The organism is Thioclava sp. DLFJ5-1, assembly GCF_002020115.1.
GTDB lineage: Bacteria > Pseudomonadota > Alphaproteobacteria > Rhodobacterales > Rhodobacteraceae > Thioclava > Thioclava sediminum.
In genome coordinates this window covers 205085-225332 of sequence record NZ_MPZU01000005.1, presented here as the reverse complement: position 1 = coordinate 225332, position 20248 = coordinate 205085, and the positions used below count along the sequence as shown (strand labels likewise).

General features: G+C 63.8%; 20 protein-coding genes and 1 pseudogene. 11 read left to right on the top strand and 10 right to left on the bottom strand.

Features of this window, described 5'->3' with window-relative positions:
* Positions 1-132: 132 nt before the first annotated feature.
* Positions 133-3249, bottom strand: a complete 3117-nt coding sequence (locus BMI86_RS16030; RefSeq protein WP_078542281.1) for a valine--tRNA ligase — start codon at positions 3247-3249, stop codon at positions 133-135.
* A gap of 190 nt (positions 3250-3439) precedes the next feature.
* Between BMI86_RS16030 and BMI86_RS16025 the strand changes: the two genes are divergently transcribed.
* Positions 3440-4654, top strand: coding sequence for a DUF2235 domain-containing protein (locus BMI86_RS16025; protein ID WP_078542280.1), 1215 nt, complete (start codon positions 3440-3442; stop codon positions 4652-4654).
* On the opposite strand, the gene BMI86_RS16020 is transcribed toward BMI86_RS16025, so the two are convergent.
* The 3 genes from BMI86_RS16020 to metF all read right to left on the bottom strand — a co-directional run bounded on the left by BMI86_RS16020 (position 4556) and on the right by metF (position 6536).
* Positions 4556-5047: a PaaI family thioesterase gene (locus BMI86_RS16020; RefSeq protein WP_078542279.1), complete on the bottom strand. Its 492-nt coding sequence runs from the start codon at positions 5045-5047 to the stop codon at positions 4556-4558. The genes BMI86_RS16025 and BMI86_RS16020 overlap by 99 nt on opposite strands.
* A 90-nt stretch (positions 5048-5137) precedes the next feature.
* A complete protein-coding gene (locus tag BMI86_RS16015) occupies positions 5138-5470 on the bottom strand; it encodes a GYD domain-containing protein (protein WP_078542278.1) in 333 nt (110 codons plus the stop codon).
* Positions 5471-5669: 199 nt separating this feature from the next.
* Entirely contained in the window at positions 5670-6536 is an 867-nt protein-coding gene (gene metF / locus BMI86_RS16010; RefSeq protein ID WP_078542277.1) for a methylenetetrahydrofolate reductase [NAD(P)H], read from the bottom strand.
* Between the two features lie 93 nt (positions 6537-6629).
* Here metF and BMI86_RS16005 point away from each other — a divergent pair, with 93 nt between their 5' ends.
* From BMI86_RS16005 to mscL, 4 genes are all read left to right on the top strand, one after another.
* On the top strand, positions 6630-7535 hold the full coding sequence (locus BMI86_RS16005) for a LysR family transcriptional regulator (RefSeq protein WP_075773886.1): 906 nt from the start codon (positions 6630-6632) through the stop codon (positions 7533-7535).
* Positions 7536-7746: 211 nt separating this feature from the next.
* Positions 7747-8538 (top strand): inositol monophosphatase family protein, encoded by a 792-nt coding sequence (locus BMI86_RS16000; RefSeq protein ID WP_078522447.1) that lies wholly within the window; start codon positions 7747-7749, stop codon positions 8536-8538.
* Between the two features lie 104 nt (positions 8539-8642).
* Positions 8643-9305: a hypothetical protein gene (locus BMI86_RS15995; protein ID WP_078542276.1), complete on the top strand. Its 663-nt coding sequence runs from the start codon at positions 8643-8645 to the stop codon at positions 9303-9305.
* A gap of 113 nt (positions 9306-9418) precedes the next feature.
* Positions 9419-9847, top strand: coding sequence for a large conductance mechanosensitive channel protein MscL (gene mscL, locus BMI86_RS15990; protein ID WP_078542275.1), 429 nt, complete (start codon positions 9419-9421; stop codon positions 9845-9847).
* Between the two features lie 94 nt (positions 9848-9941).
* On the opposite strand, the gene ald is transcribed toward mscL, so the two are convergent.
* Positions 9942-11066 carry an alanine dehydrogenase gene (gene ald, locus BMI86_RS15985; RefSeq protein WP_078542274.1) on the bottom strand — a complete coding sequence of 375 codons (1125 nt, stop codon included), beginning with the start codon at positions 11064-11066 and terminating at the stop codon, positions 9942-9944.
* Positions 11067-11210: 144 nt separating this feature from the next.
* On the opposite strand from ald, the gene BMI86_RS15980 reads away from it, so the two are divergent.
* On the top strand, positions 11211-11675 hold the full coding sequence (locus BMI86_RS15980; protein ID WP_078542273.1) for an Lrp/AsnC family transcriptional regulator: 465 nt from the start codon (positions 11211-11213) through the stop codon (positions 11673-11675).
* A 3-nt stretch (positions 11676-11678) separates the two neighbouring features.
* Here BMI86_RS15980 and BMI86_RS15975 read toward each other — a convergent pair whose 3' ends face one another.
* Together BMI86_RS15975 and rpsU are read right to left on the bottom strand one after the other, a co-directional pair.
* Complete coding sequence (locus BMI86_RS15975) at positions 11679-13127, bottom strand: TrkH family potassium uptake protein (protein ID WP_078542272.1); 1449 nt, start codon at positions 13125-13127, stop codon at positions 11679-11681.
* A gap of 206 nt (positions 13128-13333) precedes the next feature.
* Positions 13334-13540, bottom strand: coding sequence for a 30S ribosomal protein S21 (gene rpsU, locus BMI86_RS15970; protein ID WP_011748553.1), 207 nt, complete (start codon positions 13538-13540; stop codon positions 13334-13336).
* A 107-nt stretch (positions 13541-13647) separates the two neighbouring features.
* Here rpsU and BMI86_RS15965 point away from each other — a divergent pair, with 107 nt between their 5' ends.
* The 3 genes from BMI86_RS15965 to BMI86_RS15955 all read left to right on the top strand — a co-directional run bounded on the left by BMI86_RS15965 (position 13648) and on the right by BMI86_RS15955 (position 15847).
* Positions 13648-14316 carry a COQ9 family protein gene (locus BMI86_RS15965; protein WP_078542271.1) on the top strand — a complete coding sequence of 223 codons (669 nt, stop codon included), beginning with the start codon at positions 13648-13650 and terminating at the stop codon, positions 14314-14316.
* A 14-nt stretch (positions 14317-14330) separates the two neighbouring features.
* On the top strand, positions 14331-15317 hold the full coding sequence (locus BMI86_RS15960) for an NAD(P)H-quinone oxidoreductase (RefSeq protein ID WP_078542393.1): 987 nt from the start codon (positions 14331-14333) through the stop codon (positions 15315-15317).
* A gap of 65 nt (positions 15318-15382) precedes the next feature.
* Positions 15383-15847, top strand: coding sequence for an STAS/SEC14 domain-containing protein (locus tag BMI86_RS15955; protein WP_078542270.1), 465 nt, complete (start codon positions 15383-15385; stop codon positions 15845-15847).
* A gap of 4 nt (positions 15848-15851) precedes the next feature.
* Here the strand turns inward: BMI86_RS15955 and BMI86_RS15950 are convergent, their stop codons facing one another.
* Positions 15852-16502, bottom strand: a complete 651-nt coding sequence (locus tag BMI86_RS15950; RefSeq protein WP_078542269.1) for a ribonuclease T2 — start codon at positions 16500-16502, stop codon at positions 15852-15854.
* Between the two features lie 132 nt (positions 16503-16634).
* On the opposite strand from BMI86_RS15950, the gene BMI86_RS15945 reads away from it, so the two are divergent.
* Positions 16635-17411 carry a cell cycle transcriptional regulator TrcR gene (locus BMI86_RS15945; RefSeq protein WP_078542268.1) on the top strand — a complete coding sequence of 259 codons (777 nt, stop codon included), beginning with the start codon at positions 16635-16637 and terminating at the stop codon, positions 17409-17411.
* Positions 17412-17591: 180 nt separating this feature from the next.
* Here the strand turns inward: BMI86_RS15945 and BMI86_RS15940 are convergent, their stop codons facing one another.
* Entirely contained in the window at positions 17592-18653 is a 1062-nt protein-coding gene (locus BMI86_RS15940) for a hypothetical protein (RefSeq protein ID WP_078542267.1), read from the bottom strand.
* A 218-nt stretch (positions 18654-18871) separates the two neighbouring features.
* On the opposite strand from BMI86_RS15940, the gene BMI86_RS15935 reads away from it, so the two are divergent.
* Positions 18872-19621 carry an SDR family oxidoreductase gene (locus tag BMI86_RS15935; protein ID WP_078542266.1) on the top strand — a complete coding sequence of 250 codons (750 nt, stop codon included), beginning with the start codon at positions 18872-18874 and terminating at the stop codon, positions 19619-19621.
* A gap of 101 nt (positions 19622-19722) precedes the next feature.
* On the opposite strand, the pseudogene BMI86_RS15930 reads toward BMI86_RS15935, so the two are convergent.
* Positions 19723-20049, bottom strand: a pseudogene (locus BMI86_RS15930) (metalloregulator ArsR/SmtB family transcription factor); the annotation flags it as partial.
* Positions 20050-20248: the final 199 nt, after the last annotated feature.

Here is a 20248-nt window from a genome sequence, read left to right as displayed (position 1 = left end):
GCTGTGACATCGCCAATGCGCCCTCCCGGGGGGAATGAGGAGGGACCGTCGCGCCAGTGGCGCGGCGTAAGCCCGACGAATGGGCGCGGCCCGGGGCTAGTCGCCCCGAGCCAGTTTCGCTAAAGGCCTCGCTTAGCCCATCTCGGCCAGACGCGCCACGGCCTGACGCACCTTCTCGGCCTCTTCCTCGGCGCGGGCGAGGTTTTCGCGGGTTTCCACGACCACGTCGGGATCGGCATTGGCGATGAATTTCGGATTGTTCAGACGGCCCTTCATGCCGCCGATTTCCTTCTCCATCTTGCCCAGAGCCTTCTCCAGACGCGCCTTCTCCTTGGCGATGTCGATCACGCCTTCGAGCGGCAGCCCGAACAGCGCGCCCTGCGCCGGGATCGAGATCGCGCCTTTCGGGATCGGCGCCTCGGTGATGCTCTCGATGCGCGCCAGTTTGAAGATCAGCGCCTCGTTATTGGCGAGGGCTGCGCGCGCGGCGTCATCGGCCTCGGCCAGAACCATCGGCAGTTTCAGCCCCACCGGCACGCCCATCTGGGTGCGCGAGGAGCGGATCGCCTCGATCAGGTCGATCACCCAGTTCATCTCGCCTTCTGCGAGCACGTCATGGAGGTCAGGATTGTAGGTGGGCCAATCTGCGTGAACGAGCATCTTCTTTCGGTCACCTTCCGGCGCGGTCAGATCCCAGAGCTCCTCGGTGATGAAAGGCATGATCGGGTGCAACATGATGAAGCATTGATCCAGCACCCAACGCATCGTTGCCTTCGTCTCATCTGCATACTCACCATCAAAGAGAGGCTTGGCGAACTCGACATACCAATCGCAGACTTTACCCCAAACGAAGCTGTAGAGCCCAAGCGCAGCATCATTAAAGCGATACGCCTCAAAGCTTTCATCAACGAGCCGAAGGGTTTTGGTCGTTTCCGCCATGATCCAGCGGTTCACGGTATGCGTGGGCTTCGGAGTTTCCGAAATCACCGGGCCTTCGAACACGCCGTTCATCTCGGCGAAGCGGGTCGCGTTCCAGATCTTCGTGCCGAAGTTCCGGTAGCCCTTGATGCGCTCCTCGGACAGCTTCAGCACGCCGCCCATCGCCGCCATCGCGGTATTGGTGAAGCGCAGCGCATCCGCGCCGTAAGCGTCGATGATCTCGAGCGGGTCGATCACGTTGCCCGTCGTCTTCGACATCTTCTTGCCCTTCTCGTCACGGACGAGCTGGTGCAGGTAGACGGTGTGGAAGGGCACCTGATCCATGACGGCCAGCTGCATCATCATCATCCGCGCCACCCAGAAGAACAGGATGTCGAAGCCGGTCACGAGGACATCGGTCGGGAAGTACTTGCGCATCTCCTCGGTATCCTCGGGCCAGCCGAGCGTGCCGATCGGCCAGAGGCCCGACGAGAACCATGTGTCGAGCACGTCGGCGTCGCGCCAGACCGGATAGACGAGCTGCGTCGGGTCCTCGGTCATCTCGTATTGCGCGAGGCTCGCGGCGAGCACTTCGATCGCCTTGTGGCGGTCTTCGACCTCGACGATGCGCGCGGCGTTGAGCGGTGTCGGCAGCTCGGCGTTCTGCGCCTTGAACCAGCCGATGACGCTCTCGAAATCGGACGCGCAGTGATAGCGGTCGTCGCGATGGACCATCTTGGTCTCGACGAGCAGGCGGCCCATTTCCACGAGGTCGATCGTGCCGTCGCCTTCGTCATCGCGGAAATCGGGCGCTTCCATGTCCAGACCGTACCAGACCGGAATCTGGTGGCCCCACCAGAGCTGGCGCGAGATGCACCACGGCTCGATGTTTTCCAGCCAGTGGAAATAGGTCTTCTCGCCAGCTTCCGGCATGATCACGGTGTCGCCGTTGCGCACGGCGTCCAGCGCCTTGCCGACGATCTTCTCGGCATCGACGAACCACTGATCGGTCAGCATCGGCTCGATCACCACTTTCGAGCGGTCGCCGAAGGGCTGCATGATCGGCTTGTCTTCGACGTAGGGAACGGTGGTCTCTGTCTCGTTGCCGTCTTCGTCGGTGACGGTCTTGGTCGTCGTCACCGCGAGGCCCTCGTCGTTGATCTGACGGATCACGGCTTCACGCGCCTCGAACCGGTCGAGCCCGCGCAGTTCCTCGGGCACGAGGTTGAGCGCGTCGATCTCGGCCTCGGTGAACTCGGCGCCTTTCGAGATGTCCATCGCACGTGCCGCGCATTCCTCATAGGACAGCCCGTCGGCGCGCATCGCGCCCTTGGTGTCCATCAAGCGATACATCGGAATGCCGCCGCGCTTGGCGACCATGTAGTCGTTGAAGTCATGCGCGCCGGTGATCTTCACCGCGCCCGAGCCGAAGTCCGGGTCCGGATATTGATCGGTGATGATCGGGATCAGGCGGCGATGCTCTTTCGGGCCCACCGGGATTTCGCAGAGCTTGCCGACGATCGGCGCGTAACGCTCATCCGAGGGATGAACCGCAACCGCACCGTCGCCGAGCATCGTCTCGGGGCGGGTGGTCGCGATCGAGATGTAGTCGCGCTCTTCGGTGAAGAGGACATTCCCGTCCTCGTCCTTCTCGACGTAAGTATAGGTCTCACCGCCTGCGAGCGGGTATTTGAAGTGCCACATGTGACCGGCGACTTCGATATTCTCCACTTCCAGATCGGAGATCGCGGTCTCGAAATGGGGGTCCCAGTTCACCAGTCGCTTGCCGCGATAGATCAGGCCCTTCTCGTACATGTCGACGAAGACCTTGATCACCGCGTCATGGAAGTTGCCCTCATTGCCTTCCGGCGCACCGGGCGCACCCGACATCGTAAAGGCGTTGCGCGACCAGTCGCAGGATGACCCCAGACGCTTGAGCTGGTTGATGATGGTCGAGCCGTATTCGCCCTTCCACTCCCAGACCTTCTCGAGGAATTTCTCGCGGCCCAGTTCCACCCGCTTGGGCTGCTGGGTCTTGGCCAGTTCCTTCTCGACCATCAGCTGGGTCGCGATGCCCGCATGGTCCTGACCCGGCTGCCAGAGCGTGTCGAAACCGCGCATCCGGTGCCAGCGCACGAGGATATCCTGCACGGTGTTGTTGAAGGCGTGGCCCACATGCAGCGCGCCCGTCACGTTGGGCGGCGGGATCATCACGCAGAAGGTCTCGTCGCGCGATGCGTTGGCCCCGGCCTTGAAGGCTCCGGCCTCTTCCCATTTCGCGTAGATCCGCGGCTCGGCGCTCGCGGCATCGAAAGTCTTGTCCATCGTCATGTCAGGCATCCTTGGCTCGGCTTGAGGGCTGTTTAGCCCGCGCAGGCGGCAAGGAAAACCCCGTGCGCGCGGTCCGAAAAAGCGCGGCGGGCACGATCGGGTCAACAAACTGCCGCGATTGCCCCTGAAGATAAGAGAAACTTATCCTACATTGGATAGTATAAGCCCAACTTATCTGAGGAGCGCTGATATGCGCGGTCTCTTCGAGCGTGTGATCTCTGCCCTGCGTCGCCGCAGCCCGGAACGGGCCGAGGCGCGCGCGGCAGCTGGTGCAGGCCGTGGGCCGGTGGATCATGTCGTGCTGCTCGACGGGACGCTTGGCTCGCTGCGGCCCGACCGTCTCACCTCGATCGGGCTGATCTATCGCTTCTTGCGCCGGGCCGCGCCGAAAGTGTCGGTCTATTACGGGCGCGGGCTGCGCTGGCGGGACTGGCACGACATGTCGGACGTGTGGTTCGGCTGGGGCGTGAACCAGCAGATCTCGCGCGCCTATGGTTGGCTCGCGATGCGCTACCGTCCGGGCGACCGGATTTTCCTGATCGGCTATTCTCGGGGCGCCTTCGCGGCGCGCTCGCTGGCCGGGATGATCGGGCGGATCGGCCTCTTGCGTCCCGAACATGCGATCGAGCGGAACACCCGCCTCGCCTGGCGCCATTACGAGGAAGAGACGCCCGCGGACATCCTGCAAAGCTTCCGCAACAGCCTATGCCACGAGAATGTCGAGATCGAGATGGTCGGCGCGTTCGACACGGTGCAGGCGCTGGGCATCCGGGTGCCGTTCTTCTGGATCGTCAGCGAAGAGCGCGTGCGCTTTCACGACCACCACCTGAGCGATCATGTGCGCCACGGGTTTCAGGCGCTCGCGCTCGACGAGCGGCGCTCGGTGCTGGAGCCGTTGGTCTGGGAAAGCGACGACGTGGAGGCAGATCCGCCCGCAACCCGGATCGAGCAGCGCTGGTTTCGCGGGGCTCATGGCGATATCGGCGGGATGCTGGGCCATTTTGGCGATGCCCGACCGCTCGCCAATATCCCGCTGGTCTGGATGCTGGAGCGCGCCGAGTCGCTGGGCCTGAGCCTGCAGCCCGGCTGGCAGGCGGAGTTCCCGCGCGATCCCAATGCGCCATCCGTCGGCACATGGACCGGCTGGGGCAGGCTGTTCTGGCTGCGTGCGCCGCGTGTCGTGGGCCGCGACCCTTCCGAAGGGCTGCATGAGAGCGTCGTCTTGCCCGAAGGCTCGCGCGCGATTTTCCGACCGCGCATCCTGCGCCCCGAAATCCGCCGCCTCGCGCGCGGCTCCGCGCCGGCCTCAGACCTCGGGCGTCATGACGAAACAGGTGGCGGTGCCGGTCGCGTAGAGGCGTCCATCCTCGGCGCCCCGGATCTCACCCCGCGCGACGCCAGTTGACCGCCCGATATGATCAAGCTGGCCCACGCCGATCACCTCGGAGCCGGGCTTGATCGCGCGGATCAGGTTTACCTTGAATTCGAGCGTCGTCTGCGTCTGACCCTTCTTCAACCCGGTGATCACCGAGCAGGTCATGACCGTATCGAGCATCATCGCATACCAGCCGCCATGAATACCGCCATAGCCGTTGGTCTGCGGATGGCCCGGCGTGCCGCGACAGGTGACGCGGCCTTCCTCGGCCTCGGTGATCCGGTAGGCCATCAGCTTCTGCACGGTGGGGGAGGGGACGTCGCCCGTGACCATCTTGCGCACGTAGTCTAGCCCCGACATCGATAGGACCTCCTCGAGCGGGAGGAAATCGTCGGGTCCTTCGGCAAAATACTGGTCGGGCATCTTTGGTTCCTTTTCCGGGTCGGCCCTAAGCTATCGTCGCCACGCGGAAAGGAAAGGGGAGGTAGGTGTCGGCTCGCGGCCGAAGTGGTTTCAGCTGCCCGGAGGCACGAAGTTCGAACGGATGCCGGCTGCGGCCTCCTGCATCTCCTTGAAGTCGGCGGTCGTGAAGGCCTCCTGCGTCTGTACCTTCGATACCGCACCCGAACCCGCAGCGACCATGATGGCCGGCAGCACCTTCTTTACGTCGTCGACCGTTGCGATGATCAGGAAATCACTCGGGCCAGTGGTGATGTAGTAGGTTTCCATTTTCCCGCCAGCCACTTTGATCAAAGCGTCGATGGTTCCCCATCGGTCGGTCGGGCTGTCCATGAAGCCCTTCAGGGCCTGCGGCGAGAAACTCCCTGTGATGACGAAACGTCCCATTGTTTTTCCTCCCTGGAACGGAAGTCAGCCATCGGCGCGATCTCGTCGGCAGATTTGAGCTAGCTTCCGTAGGGTAAAGAGTATCACGAGGGTTGGGATTTCCTGAGTGCCTTGTGGGGTAGGGCGGGCAGTGCCCCGCCACCGTAAAAGAAAAAGGGGCCCTACCAGGCCCCTCCGTTCAATCCATTTGAGCGCCCTTTCAGGCCACTTTCTCCAGCACCGTATCGGGCGTCACACCCAGCGCGTGGCACACGTCGCGGGTCAGGCCGGGGCGGTTGAGCGTGTAGAAATGCAGGTCTTCCACGCCGCCCTCGATCAGCTTGTCGCACAGTTCTGTGCACAGCGCGGTCGCCAGAAGATGCTCGCGCCCGTCGCGGATCGCGGCCTCGAAGGCTTCCTCGACCCATGCGGGGATGGAGGTGCCGCAGCTTTGCGCGAATTTCTTGGCACCTTTCCACGACTGGATCGGCAGGATGCCGGGGATGATCTTCGCGTCGATCCCTTCCTTCTCGCAGGCGTCGCGGAAGCGGAAGAAGGTCTCGGGCTCGAAGAAGAACTGGGTGATCGCCGAGGTCGCGCCCGCCTCGACCTTGCGCTTGAGCCAGCGCACGTCGGCCATCGCGTCGGCAGCGTCGGGATGCGGCTCGGGATAGGCGCCCGCGCGGATCGTGAAGCGGCCATCCTCGGCCAGCGCTTCGATCAGCTCGACCGAAGAGGCGAAGCCCTCGGGATGCGGCGTGAAATGCTTGGCGCCCTGCGGCGGATCGCCCCGCAGCGCCACGATCTCGGTCACGCCGACCTCGGCATAGGCGTCCACGATCTCCATCGTCTCGGCCTTGGTCGCTTCCACGCAGGTCAGGTGGGCGGCGACGTTGAGGCCGTAATTCTTGTGGATCGTGCCGACCGCCTCATGGGTCAGCTTGCGCGTCGTGCCACCCGCCCCGTAGGTCACGGAGGTGAACTCGGGTTTCAGCGGTGCCAGAACCTGCGCGGTTTCCCACAGCCGGAACGACGCATCGAGCGTCTTCGGCGGGAAAAATTCGAAGCTGACCTTGGGCGTCGTCATGGGAATCTGTCCTTTCGTTCGCTCTCTTGTGCCAGATCGGGCTTTGTGAGACAAACTCATAATCTTCAAAATCGTTATGAGTGTAACAACAAGATGCATCTCGAGTTCCGTCACCTGCGCACAATCAAGGCGATTCACGATGCCGGGGGGCTCGCGAAGGCAGCGGACGTGCTGCACATAACACAATCGGCGCTGTCGCACCAAATCAAAGGGCTGGAAGATCAGACCGGGGTGGAGCTATTCGTGCGCCGCTCGAAACCGCTGAAGCTGTCGGCGGCGGGGCAGAAGCTGCTGCGGCTGGCCGAACGCATCCTGCCCGAGATCGCCGCGACAGAGGCCGAGTTCGACGCGCTGCGGTCAGGTCGCGCGGGGCGCCTGCATATCGCGATTGAGTGCCATGCCTGTTTCGACTGGCTGTTCCCGGTGCTGGAACGCTTCCGCCATGCCTGGCCCGATATCGATGTGGATATTCGGCCCGGTCTGGCCTTCAACGCCTTGCCCGCGCTGAGCCGCGAAGAGGTCGATCTGGTGATCTCGTCGGACCCCGAGAAGATCGACGGCGTCACCTTCAACCCGCTCTTCGACTACGCGCCGACCTTCATCGCCGCCGCGAATTCGCCGTTGGCTGCAAAACCCTATATCGAGGCGCAGGATTTCGCGGATCAGACGCTGATCACCTATCCGATCGACCGCGGCCGCTCGGACATCTTCACGCAGTTGCTCACCCCCGCCCGGGTCGAGCCGAAAGCCGTGCGACAGGTGGAGCTGACCGCGGTGATCCTGATGCTGGTCGCCTCGAATCGCGGTGTCGCGGTGCTGCCCGACTGGGTGCTGCGCGAGGTGAAATACCAGCCCGATTACATCACCAAGCCGGTGACCGAACACGGGCTGACCAAGCGGCTCTATGCCGCGACGCGGTCCGAGGACGCGACGCAGCCCTTCATGGCGCATTTCCTGCGGCTTGCGCGCACCGAGCCGGTGAAGCTGCAGCGCGCCTGAGCCTTCTTCTCGACCGAAATATCCCGAGGGGTGAGGCGGAAAATGGCGGCCTTCCAGTGGAAGGACGCCCCGCCGAACGCCCGGAGCGCAAGCAAAGGGCTGGCAGCGAGCGGGGCAGAGCCCCTCCTCAGTTTGCCTGACGCGCCAAAGGTCTTGGATTTTCCACGCAACCCCTGTAAGGCGACCGCTTGAAACGCGAAGGAGCCCAGAGATGCAAGGCAGCGCAAACCTCAACCTGATGATCAAGGCCGCCCGCAAGGCAGGCCGCTCGCTGGTCAAGGATTTCCGCGAGGTCGAGAACCTTCAGGTCTCCTCGAAGGGCCCGGGCGATTTCGTCTCGAAGGCCGACCGCGAATCCGAGAAGATCATCAAGGACGAGCTGCGCGGCGCGCGCCCCTCCTATGGCTGGATCGGCGAAGAAACCGGCGAAGAGGCGGGCGACGACCCGACCCGCCGCTGGATCGTCGACCCGCTCGACGGCACCACGAACTTCCTGCACGGCCTGCCGCATTGGGCGATCTCGATCGCGCTGGAGCACAAGGGCGAAATCATCGCAGCCGTGGTCTTCGACGCGGCGAAAGACGAGATGTATTTCGCCGAGAAGGGCCTCGGCGCTTTCATGAACGACACCCGTCTGCGGGTTTCGGGCCGTCACAAGATGATCGAATCGGTCTTCGCGACCGGCGTGCCCTTCGGCGGCAAATCGACGCTTCCGGCGACGCTGAAGGACCTTGCCAAGCTGATGCCGCAATGCGCGGGCGTGCGTCGCTGGGGCGCGGCCTCGCTCGATCTGGCCTATGTCGCGGCGGGTCGCTACGAGGGCTATTGGGAGCGCGGGCTGAACGCGTGGGACGTGGCTGCGGGCATGCTCCTCGTGAAGGAAGCGGGCGGTTTCGTGGAAGCTGTGCGCGAAGGGCGCGGCGTTCTCGAATCGGGCTCGGTGATCGCGTCGAATGCCGAAATGTTCCCGGCTCTCACGAAAGCGCTTCGGTCAAACGACTGAGAAATCTCTGAAATTTAGATGTGGCGGCGAAAGGAGAATAAAAGTTCACCTTTCGTTCATTCCGTTGTGCCAGCCTGATGCGGTTACCAGAAAGGGATGCCGCCATGGTTGGACAGGAATACGGAGCTACGTCGATCGCGCTTGAACAGCGTGCGTTGACTGCGCTGCACGGGCCGGGCGATTGCGCCGTCGACCGCGCGTTGGAAGAGTTGCGGCAGGCGGTCTCCGATCTCGCCTTCGCCGAGGCGGCCGACCTGATCGCACGTCACCGGGTCGCGGTCTTGGACGAGATGATTTCGGGTTGCTTTGAGGATGCGGAGACGGCCGAGCCGGACACGGCAGCGGCCCTGCGCGCAGCGGCCGAAGGGCTGCAGGAAGAGCGCGCGACTCTGGCAGAGACATTGCCGCTCGAGCTTTCCCTGCGCGCCGATCAGCGCGACGCGGCCTGCGAGCGCATCCGCGCAGCGCAGCGCCGCCTGCGCAACATTTCCCAGATGCCCGACCATTTCGGATGTGCTTGGGCGTGTAGCCGCGCCGGGGCAGGGCCGTGCGAAGACGCGGCGGATCAGATCCAGCAGGCGCTGCGTTTCGATGCGGAAGCCATCGCCGATATCGCCCGGCAGGAGGCCCGCGCACGTCTCAGCGACGGCTTCGCGGCCCTGCCGGTCGCATCGCCTCTCTCGCCTCGCCGCGGCGGTGATGCGGGAACCACGGCGGCGCAGGTCGCCCGCCGCCTTGTCGAAGACGCGCGCCGGAGACTTTGCTGAGCCGCGATGCCGTCTTGATACGGCCAGCTATGCCCTGCGTTGGAGACTATGCAGACCGCAAGATCGTGCTAGCCTGTTGTGGCGCAAAAGGCGCATCGGAAAGAGGGTCTGAAATGATTCAGGAATTCAAGGATTTCATCGCCAAGGGCAATGTCATGGACATGGCGGTTGGCATCATCATCGGCGCGGCCTTCACCGCGATCGTCACGTCGCTGGTCGGCGACATCATCAACCCGATCATCGGTCTGTTCACGGGCGGGGTCGACTTCACCAATAATTATGCCGTGCTCTCCGGCGAAGTTCCTGCAGGGGCAAGCCTTGACGAGGCGCGCAAATCGGGGGCGTCGATCTTCGCCTATGGCGCCTTCGTGATGGCAGTGATCAACTTCCTCATCATCGCCTTCGTCGTCTTCATGCTGGTGAAGATGGTCAACCGCGTGAAGGCCGCAGCGGAGAAGCCCGACGATGTCGCGCCCGCGGTGGAAACCGGGCCGAGCCAGCTCGACGTGCTGCTCGAGATCCGCGACGCGCTTCGGAAGTGACGGCGCGGGGCGTCTCAGGCAGACGTCGCCGGCAGATATGAGAACGGCCCGGGGCAAAGCTCCGGGCCGTTTCGTTCGTGGGGCAGGGCGGCCCTTATTCGGCTGCGTGCTTCACCGCATCCGGCGCATCGAGCGGCAGGTCGAGCGCTTCGGCCACGGCCTTGTAAGTCACCTTGCCCGCATGGACGTTGAGGCCCGCGGCCAGATGCGGATCCTCGGCGCAGGCGCGCTCCCATCCCTTGTCGGCCAGCGCCAGCAGGAAGGGCTGCGTCGCGTTCGACAGGGCGAGGGTCGCGGTGCGCGCGACCGCGCCGGGCATGTTGGCCACGCAGTAATGCATCACGCCCTCGACCTCGTAGATCGGGTCGTCATGGGTCGTGGGATGCGAGGTCTCGACGCAGCCGCCCTGATCGATCGCGACATCGACGATCGCCGCGCCGGGCTTCATCGTCTTCAGCATCTCGCGGGTGACCAGCTTCGGGGCGGCGGCCCCGGGGATCAGCACCGCGCCGATCACCAGATCGGAGGCTGCGACCAGCGCCTCAGTCTCGGCTTTCGAGGCATAGGCGGTACGGAAGGTGCCGCCGAACGTGTCGTCGAGATAGCGCAGACGCGGCAGCGACTTGTCGAGCACGGTCACATCCGCGCCCATCCCGGCAGCTACGCGCGCGGCGTTGGTGCCCACGACGCCGCCGCCGATCACGACGACCTTCGCGGGCGACACGCCCGGCACGCCGCCCATCAGCACACCGCGCCCGCCATTGGCTTTCTGCAGGGTCCAGGCGCCCATCTGCGGCGCGAGGCGACCGGCCACTTCGGACATCGGCGCGAGCAGCGGCAGGGTGCCGTCTTTCGCGGTGACCGTCTCGTAGGCGATGCAGGTCGCGCCCGATTTCATCAGATCATGGGTCTGCGCCGGGTCGGCGGCCAGATGCAGATAGGTGAAGAGAAGCTGGCCCTCGCGCAGCATCGCGCGCTCCGAGGCCTGCGGCTCTTTCACCTTCACGATCATCTCAGCCTGGGCGAACACATCCGCCGCATCGCCGAGGATTTTCGCGCCGGCCGCCTCGTAATCGCTGTCGTTGAAGCCCGCGCCCTGACCTGCGCCGGTCTCGACCAGCACCTCGTGGCCATGGGCCACCGCCTCTTGTGCCGCAGCCGGGGTCAGCCCGACGCGGAATTCCTGCGCCTTGATCTCGCGCACCGTTCCGATCTTCATCGCGTGTCCTCCTCCAAAAAATGGAAACGTCCTGCCCCCAGTATGCGCTCCGTCACAAGCAAGTGCTTTGCCAATTTGCCGGTTGTGGATGGGGTGGGTCGCTCGTATCTTCGATGAAATGCGCAAAGATCGGCAGGATATTGCATGAGCGACAAGTTGGACGCGACAGATCGTCGGCTGCTGGAGGTTTTGCAGCGGCAGGGGCGAATCTCCAATGCCGAGCTGAGCGAGCGGGTGAACCTGTCGGCCTCGGCCTGCCATCGCCGGGTGCAGCGGCTGGAGGATGAGGGCTACATCCGCGATTACGTTGCTCTGCTGAACCCGCGCAAGCTGGGGCGGACCACGACGGTCTATGTCGAGATCAAGCTGTCGAGCCAGGCGGACGAGGTTCTGGACGCGTTCGAGAAGGGCGTGAAGCAGGTGCCGGAAGTGCTCGAATGTCACCTGATGGCAGGGGCTGCGGATTACCTGCTGAAGGTGGTGGCCGCCGATGCCGAGGATTTCGCGCGGCTGCACCGGGCGAAGCTCGCCAATATCCCGGGCGTGGCGCAAATCCAGTCGAGTTTCTCGCTCAAATGCGTGGTCTCGACCACGGCGATGCCGGTCTGAGGCTCAGGCCCGCCAGAATCGCGGCAGGAACACGACGAGGATCGCGAGCATCCCGATCCGGCCCAGCAGCATTGCGAGCGTCAGCAGCCAGGTCGCGGCGTCGCTGAAATCGATCATCGTGCCGGTGCGATCGGTCAGCGGGCCGACCCCGTAGCCGATATTGCCAAGCGCCCCCCATGTCGCGAAAAGCGCAGAGACGAAATCCGCACCGGTCATCGAGATCCCGACCGAGATCAGGCCGAGCGTCAGCATGTAACCGGTGAAGTAGAGGATCAGGGAGGAGAGCACGTCCTCCTCCAGCAGCTTGTCGCCGAGGCGCGGTTGCAGGACGCGGTGCGGCATCTGAAGACGGCGCACGGCGGCGCGGATCACCGCGCCGAGCGCCTGCCAGCGAAAGACCGAGAGCGCGCCCGAGCTGGACCCGGTGCAGCCGCCGATCAGCCCGACCCAATAGGCCAGCACCATCGCGAAGCTCCCCCAATTTGCGACATTGGCGGTGCCGAAGCCGGTGCCGGTCATGATCGAGGACAGGTTGAAGGCGGCGGAGCGGAAGGTGGGTTCGATCCCGTCGGGCGCGTGGGTGTAGAGCCAGATCAGGAGGGCCGCGAGCGCGAGCGCGAACCAGCGCAGGAAGGCGTGGATTTGCGGGTCGTCCCAGAACGGGCGCAGGTCGCCCCGGCCAAGCTGGACATAGCGGATGAAGGGCAGGGCCGAGCCCAGCATGAAGATGACACCGGCATATTGCGCACCCGGCGAAAAGCTCGCGAAGGAGCTGTCATGCGTGCCGAAGCCGCCCGTCGCGATCGTCGCCATCGCGTAGCAGATCGCGTCGAACGAGCTCATGCCCGCGGCGGCATAGCTGATCGCGCAGGCCAGCGTCAGCGAGACATAGACCCAGAGCAGCGAGCGCGCGATGTTATGGGCGCGGGGCATGACCTTGCCCAGCGTGTCGAATCCTTCGGCCTGGAAATAGCGCATGCCGCCGATCCGCAGCACCGGCAGGAAGATCATCGCGACGAAGGCGATCCCGAGCCCGCCGAACCAGTTCAGCATCCCGCGCCACAGCACTACGCCGCGCGGCAGCGTGTCGAGATGTTCGAAGACGGTGTAGCCGGTGGTGGTGATGCCCGAGGCGGCCTCGAAATAGGCGTTGGTCCATGTCGCGTGCGGCGCGCCCTCGATGAACGGCAGGGCCGCGAAGATCGGCAAGCCGAGCCAGATCGCCGCCGTGAGCAGATAAGCTTGCCGCGTGTTGAGCCCGTTCGCGCTTTTGGTTCGGGTCGCGAGCGAGAGAACCATCCCGATCAGCGCGGTCTCGACCGCCGCCTCGAAGAATTCCTGCCAGTTCGGATTGAGATCGCTGAAGTCCATTGCCGCCGGGACCAGCATGGTTGTCCCGAGGACTGTGAGGATCAGGCCGAAGAGATGCAGGACTGGCCGGATATCGGACATGTGAAAGCGGTTCCCGCCAGAACGAAGTGCTGGCGCTAGGGTAGGGGGCGCGGCGCTTTAGGCAAGATCAAAGCGGCGTCGGTTGCGCTTTCTTGTGGCAGTGTCTTCCAGAAACCAAAAACCCCCGCGGCCAAGCCTCGGGGGTCATCGGTGCGGGCAAGCCCGCCAGCATTTTCAGGCGCCTTTTCAGACGCGGAGCGGTGCGCTTAGAGCGCGCCTTCGCGCTGAGCCTTCTTACGTGCCAGTTTACGGGCACGGCGGACGGCTTCGGCTTTCTCGCGCGCTTTTTTGACCGAGGGTTTCTCGAAATGCTGCTTGAGCTTCATTTCGCGGAACACACCCTCGCGCTGAAGCTTTTTCTTCAGAGCACGGAGCGCCTGTTCGACGTTGTTGTCGCGAACGCTGACCTGCATGTGGTGTCACCACCTTCCTAAGTTAGAGTTGCAGTTGCTTGCAGGAGCGCTCCATATAGTGACCAAAAGGCGGTTTGTCTACCGCCAAAGCTGAGAGAGGAAACGCGATGAAAAACGACCATCTCGATATGGACCGCACGCGATCCGAGCTGTTGGCGGCGATCAAGCCGCATGTGCCTTTCGACGGCTGGTCCGAGCCTGCCTTCAAGCTCGCGGTCTCCGATCTGGGGCTTGATCCGGGGCTGGCGCGGGTCGTGTGTCCGCGCGGGGCCGTCGATCTGGCGGTGTCCTATCACCGTGAGGGCGATGCCGCGATGCTCAAGCGTCTGGAAGAGGCCGATCTGTCGGGGATGAAGTTCCGCGACCGGATCGCGACCGCCGTGCGCTTCCGTCTGGAAGAGGCCGATCCGGAGCTGGTGCGCCGTGGCGCCGCGATCTTCGCGCTGCCGCAGAATGCCACGACCGGCTCGAAGCTGATCTGGGAAACCTCGGACAAGATCTGGCGCGCGCTGGGCGACGTCAGCGAGGATTACAACTGGTACACGAAGCGGATGACTCTTTCCGGTGTCTACAGCTCGACCGTGCTCTACTGGATGGGCGATGAGAGCGAGGGCAAGGGCGACACCTGGGCCTTCCTCGATCGCCGGATCGAGGATGTGATGCAGTTTGAGAAGGTAAAGGGCGCTGCGATGAAGCTGCCTTTCCTGCCGAAGCTTCTCGGCGGCATCCGTGCGCCGAAAGGCACTGACGACATGCCGGGCCGGGAGGCGCATTGATGAAACCTGTCGAGATGCCGACCGAGATGCGCTGCGTCGAGATTTCCGAACATGGCGCGCCGGAGGTTCTGAAGGAAGTCACCCGTGCCGTGCCGGTTGCGGGTCATGGGGAGATCCTAATCGAGGTGGCCTATGCCGGGGTGAATCGCCCCGATGCGCTGCAACGCGCGGGCGCCTACAACCCGCCGCCGGGCGCGTCGGACCTGCCGGGGCTGGAATGCTCGGGCCGGGTCGCGGCGATCGGACCGGGCGTCACCGATTGGGACGTGGGCGACGCGGTCTGCGCGCTGCTGCCCGGTGGCGGTTACGCCGAGTATGTGACCTGTCCGGCCGAACATGCGCTGCCCGTGCCGGCTGGGCTCGATCTGAAATCGGCGGCCTGTCTGCCCGAGACCTGCTTCACCGTCTGGTCGACCATGGTGATGCGCGGCGGCTTGCAGGCGGGCGAGCGGTTCTTGGTGCATGGCGGTTCTTCCGGAATCGGCACGACCGCGATCCAGATCGCGACGGCGCTGGGCGCGCGGGTCTTCACCACTGCTGGCAGCCCCGAGAAATGTGCGGTCTGCGAAGAGCTTGGCGCGACGGCGATCAACTACAAGACGGGCGATTTCGTCGATGTACTGAAAGCTGAGGGCGGGGCGAACCTCGTGCTCGACATGGTGGGCGGCGACTATATCGCGCGCAATATCAAGGCGATGGCCAATGATGCGCGCCTCGTCTTCATCGCCTTCCTCGGCGGGCCCAAGGCCGAGATCAACTTCGCGCAGGTCATGGTGAAGCGTCTCACGATCACCGGGGCCACGCTGCGCCCGCAATCGGATGCGGCCAAGGCGGAGATTGCGCGGCAGTTGCGCGCCAATGTCTGGCCGATGATCAATTCGGGCAAGCTGCGCGTGATCCATGACAACACTTTCCCGCTGGCCGAGGCCGCAAAAGCCCATGAGCGGATGGAGACGAGCCAGCATATTGGCAAGATCGTGTTGGAAGTTGCGGGCGGCTGAACTTTCGTCACGCGTGCGCCGGGTGTATCATTGCGGCGCGCGCGAACCAACGAGGGGAGGCGGTCATGAGCGAAGGGCGCTTTGAATTTCTGGACGGGTATCCGGCAGATGTGCTGGCATTCGAGGCCAAGGGCACGATCGGCGCGGAGGCTTACGAGCAGCATCTGATCCCGGCGGTGGAGGCCAAGATCGCCGCAGAGGGCAAGGTGAAGCTGCTCTATATCATCGGCGACGCATTCGACGGCTACACCGCGAAAGCGGCATGGGACGACACCAAGCTGGGCCTGTCGCATCTGGGCGATTTCGCCGCGGTGGCGCTGGTCAGCGATGTCGACTGGATCCGCTGGGGCGTGCAGGCCTTCGCGCCGATGATCCCCGGCACAGTCAAGCTGTTCCGCTTGAGTGAATTGGATCAGGCCAAGGCGTGGATTTGCGCGGCGGGCAAGGCCGAGGAAGACCATAGTCACGACGTCGCGGCGAGCCACAAGCTGCCGACGCTGGAAGATCGCCAGCCGCCGCTCGAGGACTGATCCCTCAGCGAACCTTTTCCATAAGTGCGTCGGACAGGCTGCAATCGCGGATCGTATCGGAGCCGCATTTGCGCGGCTCGAGATCCTTGGTCAGGCAGATGCGGGCCTCCTGAATGCGCCCCGACTTGCAGGTGATGGTGATCTCGTCGGCATCGAGGCCGGGATTGGCCTCCAGAAACGCCTGCTCCACCACCTTCGCGGGCAGTTTCACGTCGCGGTCGAGGTTGGCCAGCACCTCCGGGATTTCGATGCTCGCATAGGCTTCGCGTTCCAGCGCGAAATAGTCCGTGGCCGACAGGCCCGAGCAGCGCCCGTGTTTTTTCCACTCGTACCAGGCCAGCCCCGGCGCGCCGGTCAGATCCTCCATCGCGGCGGTCTGCTGGCGCGAGGGATCGCGATGCGGCGTGCGGCAAAAGCTCGGCCAGCCGCGCTCGTATTGCGGCCAAAGCCCGTGCAGCACGAAAGAATGATCGTGCTTCGGATCGCATTGCGGAGAGTTGCGCGCATCGCCGGTCAGGGCGCACCAAGTGGGCGACCAGCTCAGCGAGAGGACGTAATAGTCAAAATCGCCCGCGCGCTCGCCTTCGGCATGGGCGGGCAGGGCGGCGGTCGAAAGCGCAAGCAGGGCTGCGGCCAGAAGGCTCAAACGAGTCATTTTCTCTTTTCTCCTGACGCGCGATTGACTATATGAGGCGGCAATTCCCCTTCCAGAAATGGACCGCGGCAGGGAATTCCCGCGCCGCAGCCGATTTCTCGGCCCGGGAGAGATATGTAAAGGATGGCTGCAATGACGAACAAGCCCCTGATGGCAAAGGCCACCGCCGTGTGGCTGGTGGACAATACGACGCTCAGCTTCAAGCAGATCGCGGATTTCTGTGGCCTGCACGAACTGGAAGTGCAGGGCATCGCCGATGGTGACGTCGCAACCGGCGTGAAGGGCTTCGATCCGGTCGCCTCGAGCCAGCTCGATCAGGAAGAGATCGACAAGGCCGAGAAAGACCCGATGCACAAGCTCAAGCTGAAGTTCAACAAAGCTGCCGTCGGCGAGGACAAGCGTCGCGGCCCGCGTTACACGCCGCTGTCGAAGCGTCAGGACCGTCCGAACGCGATCCTGTGGCTGGTGAAATTCCACCCGGAACTGGCCGATGCGCAGATCGCGCGTCTCGTCGGCACTACCAAACCCACGATCCAGTCGATCCGCGAGCGCACGCACTGGAACATCCAGAACATGACCCCGATCGATCCGGTCGCGCTGGGTCTGTGCCGCCAGTCGGAACTGGATATCGAAGTGCAGAAGGCCGCGAAGAAAGCCGCCGCCGAAGGCGTGATGAGCGATGACGAGCGTCGCAAGCTGGTCTCGACCGAGCAGTCGCTGGGCATGCCCGACGAGCCGCGCCTGCCCTCTGGCATCGCCGGTCTGGAGAACTTCTCCTCTTCCGATCTCAAGCAGGAGAACGAGGAAGAGGACGACGCCGCGGACAATGCCGATTACTCGGACGCGGACAGCTTCTTCAACCTGCCCGAGGATGATGACGACGAGGATGAGGACGACAACCGCAAGTAAGTTGTCGCCATCGCGAAAGATCAGGGCCGCTCCATCGGGGGCGGCCTTTTTCGTTGCGGTGCAACGGGTCGCGTCGTTGAGGCTGAAATAGGAACACGGGCGACGGATGAACCGCCGCCCGTGTCTCAAAGGTTGGTGTGAGCTGCCGGAGAACCGACGAACTCCCGCGACAGGCGCGGCTTACTGCTTCAGCACCACGGGCTGGAACGAGAACACGCCATCGGATTTCGGATCGACCGTCATCTCGACCCAGCTGTTGTCGCTGCTGCCGAACACCTCGACGCGGGTGAAGTTCGCGGTGCTGCGGCCATCGGGCTGGAGCATCGGCTTGTCGACCTTGAAGTAATGCGAGTCGCCGTGAACCAGCAGTACCTGACCGTCGAAGTTATGCGTCTCCTCGACGAGGGTCTTGTAGAAATCGGTGAAGCCGTTCTTGTCGTCGAGGGTCGGCAGGAAATCGTCTTCGTAGCCGCCGTCGCTCAGCTCGAACGGGAAGAAGATGTCAGCCTGAATGTCGATCAGGATGCCCGCGTCGTTATTCTCGCGCGCCTTCGCGAAGGACTCCTTGAGCCATTCGACGTTCTTCGGGTTGCGAGCTTCGTATTCCGTGGTCGCGGCATCGCAATCGGCCTGCGTGCGGTCGGACTTCTTGGTGCATTGCTTGTCGGTCGCGACAAGGTTGTTGTTGCTGCCCGGCACGTTGAGGGCGACGAACATCACGTTGTTGCGCTCGAAACGGCTGTTCTCGCTATAGGCTTCGCCCGGGGCGCCCTGACGTTCGACGTCGATCGGGTTCGAGCCTTGCGACTTTGCCGCATCGAAGAAGGTCTTGCGCAGGTAGGAGAGCCGCTCGACCGGGTCGTAGCTGCCGTTGTTGGTCCGGTGGCAGTCGACCCATTCATTGTCGCCGAGGGCGTAGAGCGTCGGCATGTCGAGGCGGTTGAAGATCGCCTGCACGTCCGCCCCGATCGCCTGATCGGTGCATTCGCTGCTGCCGCTCTTGGTGTCGCCGGCGAAGATCGTGAAGTCGAGATCGTGATCGTTCATCGAGGCGACGGTCTGGTCGATCCAGTTCGCCTTCTCCTCGGGATCTTTGCTGTAGAACTCGTCGCCCCAGAGCGCGACCTTCAGAACGCCTGCATCGGAGGCGGATTGCGCATGGGCCGGAGCCACCAGCGCGGTCGAGAGAAGGGCAGCGGTGAGCGCTGCGGACAGCGTGAACGAACGGGAAAGGCGTGGCATTTATACCCCCAAAAGTGACTTGATGTGACGAAGGCCCTGAGGGCGAGGTGCCGCGTCGGACGGCGGGTCGTCGGCTCGGGGCTTCGGGCGTCATAATACCTCGGGCTGTGACAGCCCGCTGACGCCGGGGCGAAGGATTTGTGACGCAGGCCCTGTCGCCGCCGTCTGGACAGTCGTGGCGTCGGGCGCGATGCTCTCCGCGAAAAGAGGAGGAGCAGATGCCGGAATTCGCGAACTATCCAAGCCTGAAAGGCAAATCCGTGATCGTGACCGGGGGCGCCTCGGGGATCGGGGCGCTGATCGTCGAAGGCTTCGCCGCGCAAGGGGCGAAGGTCGGGTTTCTCGACCGCGATGCCGAGGGGAGCGCGGCGATCGCGAAACGGTTCGGCGTCGATTACGAGCTGTGCGACCTGCGCGACATCGCCGCCATGAAGGAGGCGCTGGGCCGTTTGCGCGAGAAGATCGGCCCGGCGGATGTGCTGGTGAACAATGCCGCGCGCGACGACCGTCACGACTGGCGCGAGATCGATGCCGAGTATTGGGACGAGCGCCAGCACACCAACCTGCGCCACATGTTCTTCGCGATCCAGACGGTTGCGCCGGACATGATCTCGAAAGGGGCGGGGGCGATCATCAATATGGGATCGAATTCGTGGTGGGAGGCCGGCAGCGGCTTTCCGGCCTATGCGACGGCGAAAGCGGCGGTGCACGGGTTGACCCGCACGATGGCACGCGAATTGGGCGGGCATCGGATCCGGGTCAACACGGTCGTGCCGGGCTGGATCATGACGGATCGGCAGAAAACGCTCTGGGCCACGCCCGAGGCGCTGGAGGATCATCGTCGCAACCAATGCCTGCCCGATCTGATTCAGCCGGAATATGTCGCGCGGATGGTGCTGTTCCTCGCCTCGGACGATGCGGCGATGTGCACGGCGAATAACTACATGGTCGAGGCGGGCTCGATTTAATCGTGTTGCGGCGCGCTGCCGGGCGGCGCGCCGCTTTGCCCAGTCCCCACCGCCCCGGTTTCTTCCGGCTCGATCGCCTCCGGCTCGATCTCGAGCTGCGCGAGTTCGGTTTCGAGGAATTTCTCGAACGCGTCGAAATCCAGCGGCTCGAACTGACCGAATCCCTGGATCCATGTCGTGGCGGCGGACATCGCGAGCGGCTCCAGCTTGCACCATTTCACCCGGCCGCGTTTCTCCTGAGAGATCAGCCCGGCATTGGTCAGGATCGCGAGGTGCTTGGAGACGGCCGCGAGCGACATCTCGAAGGGCTCGGCTACGTCGGTCACCGCCATGTCGTCTTCGAGCAGCATCGTCAGGATCGTCCGCCGCGTCGGATCGGCGAGCGCGGCGAAGATCGCATCGAGAGACGGGGTGGGCGGCGGTAGCATCGCTCCTTGATGGGGCGGCCCGCGACAAACGTCAACCGATCGGTTGAATATGCGATTGCTCGCATTTGCGTGAGATTGGTGCGGCGCGAATTTGAGGCCTATTTTCAAAATCGTTACGGATCAATGGGTTGCGAGGTGCTTTCGGAGGCCTATACGGAATTGACTCAGGCGGGGGCCACGGCTATCACGGCTGAGACCT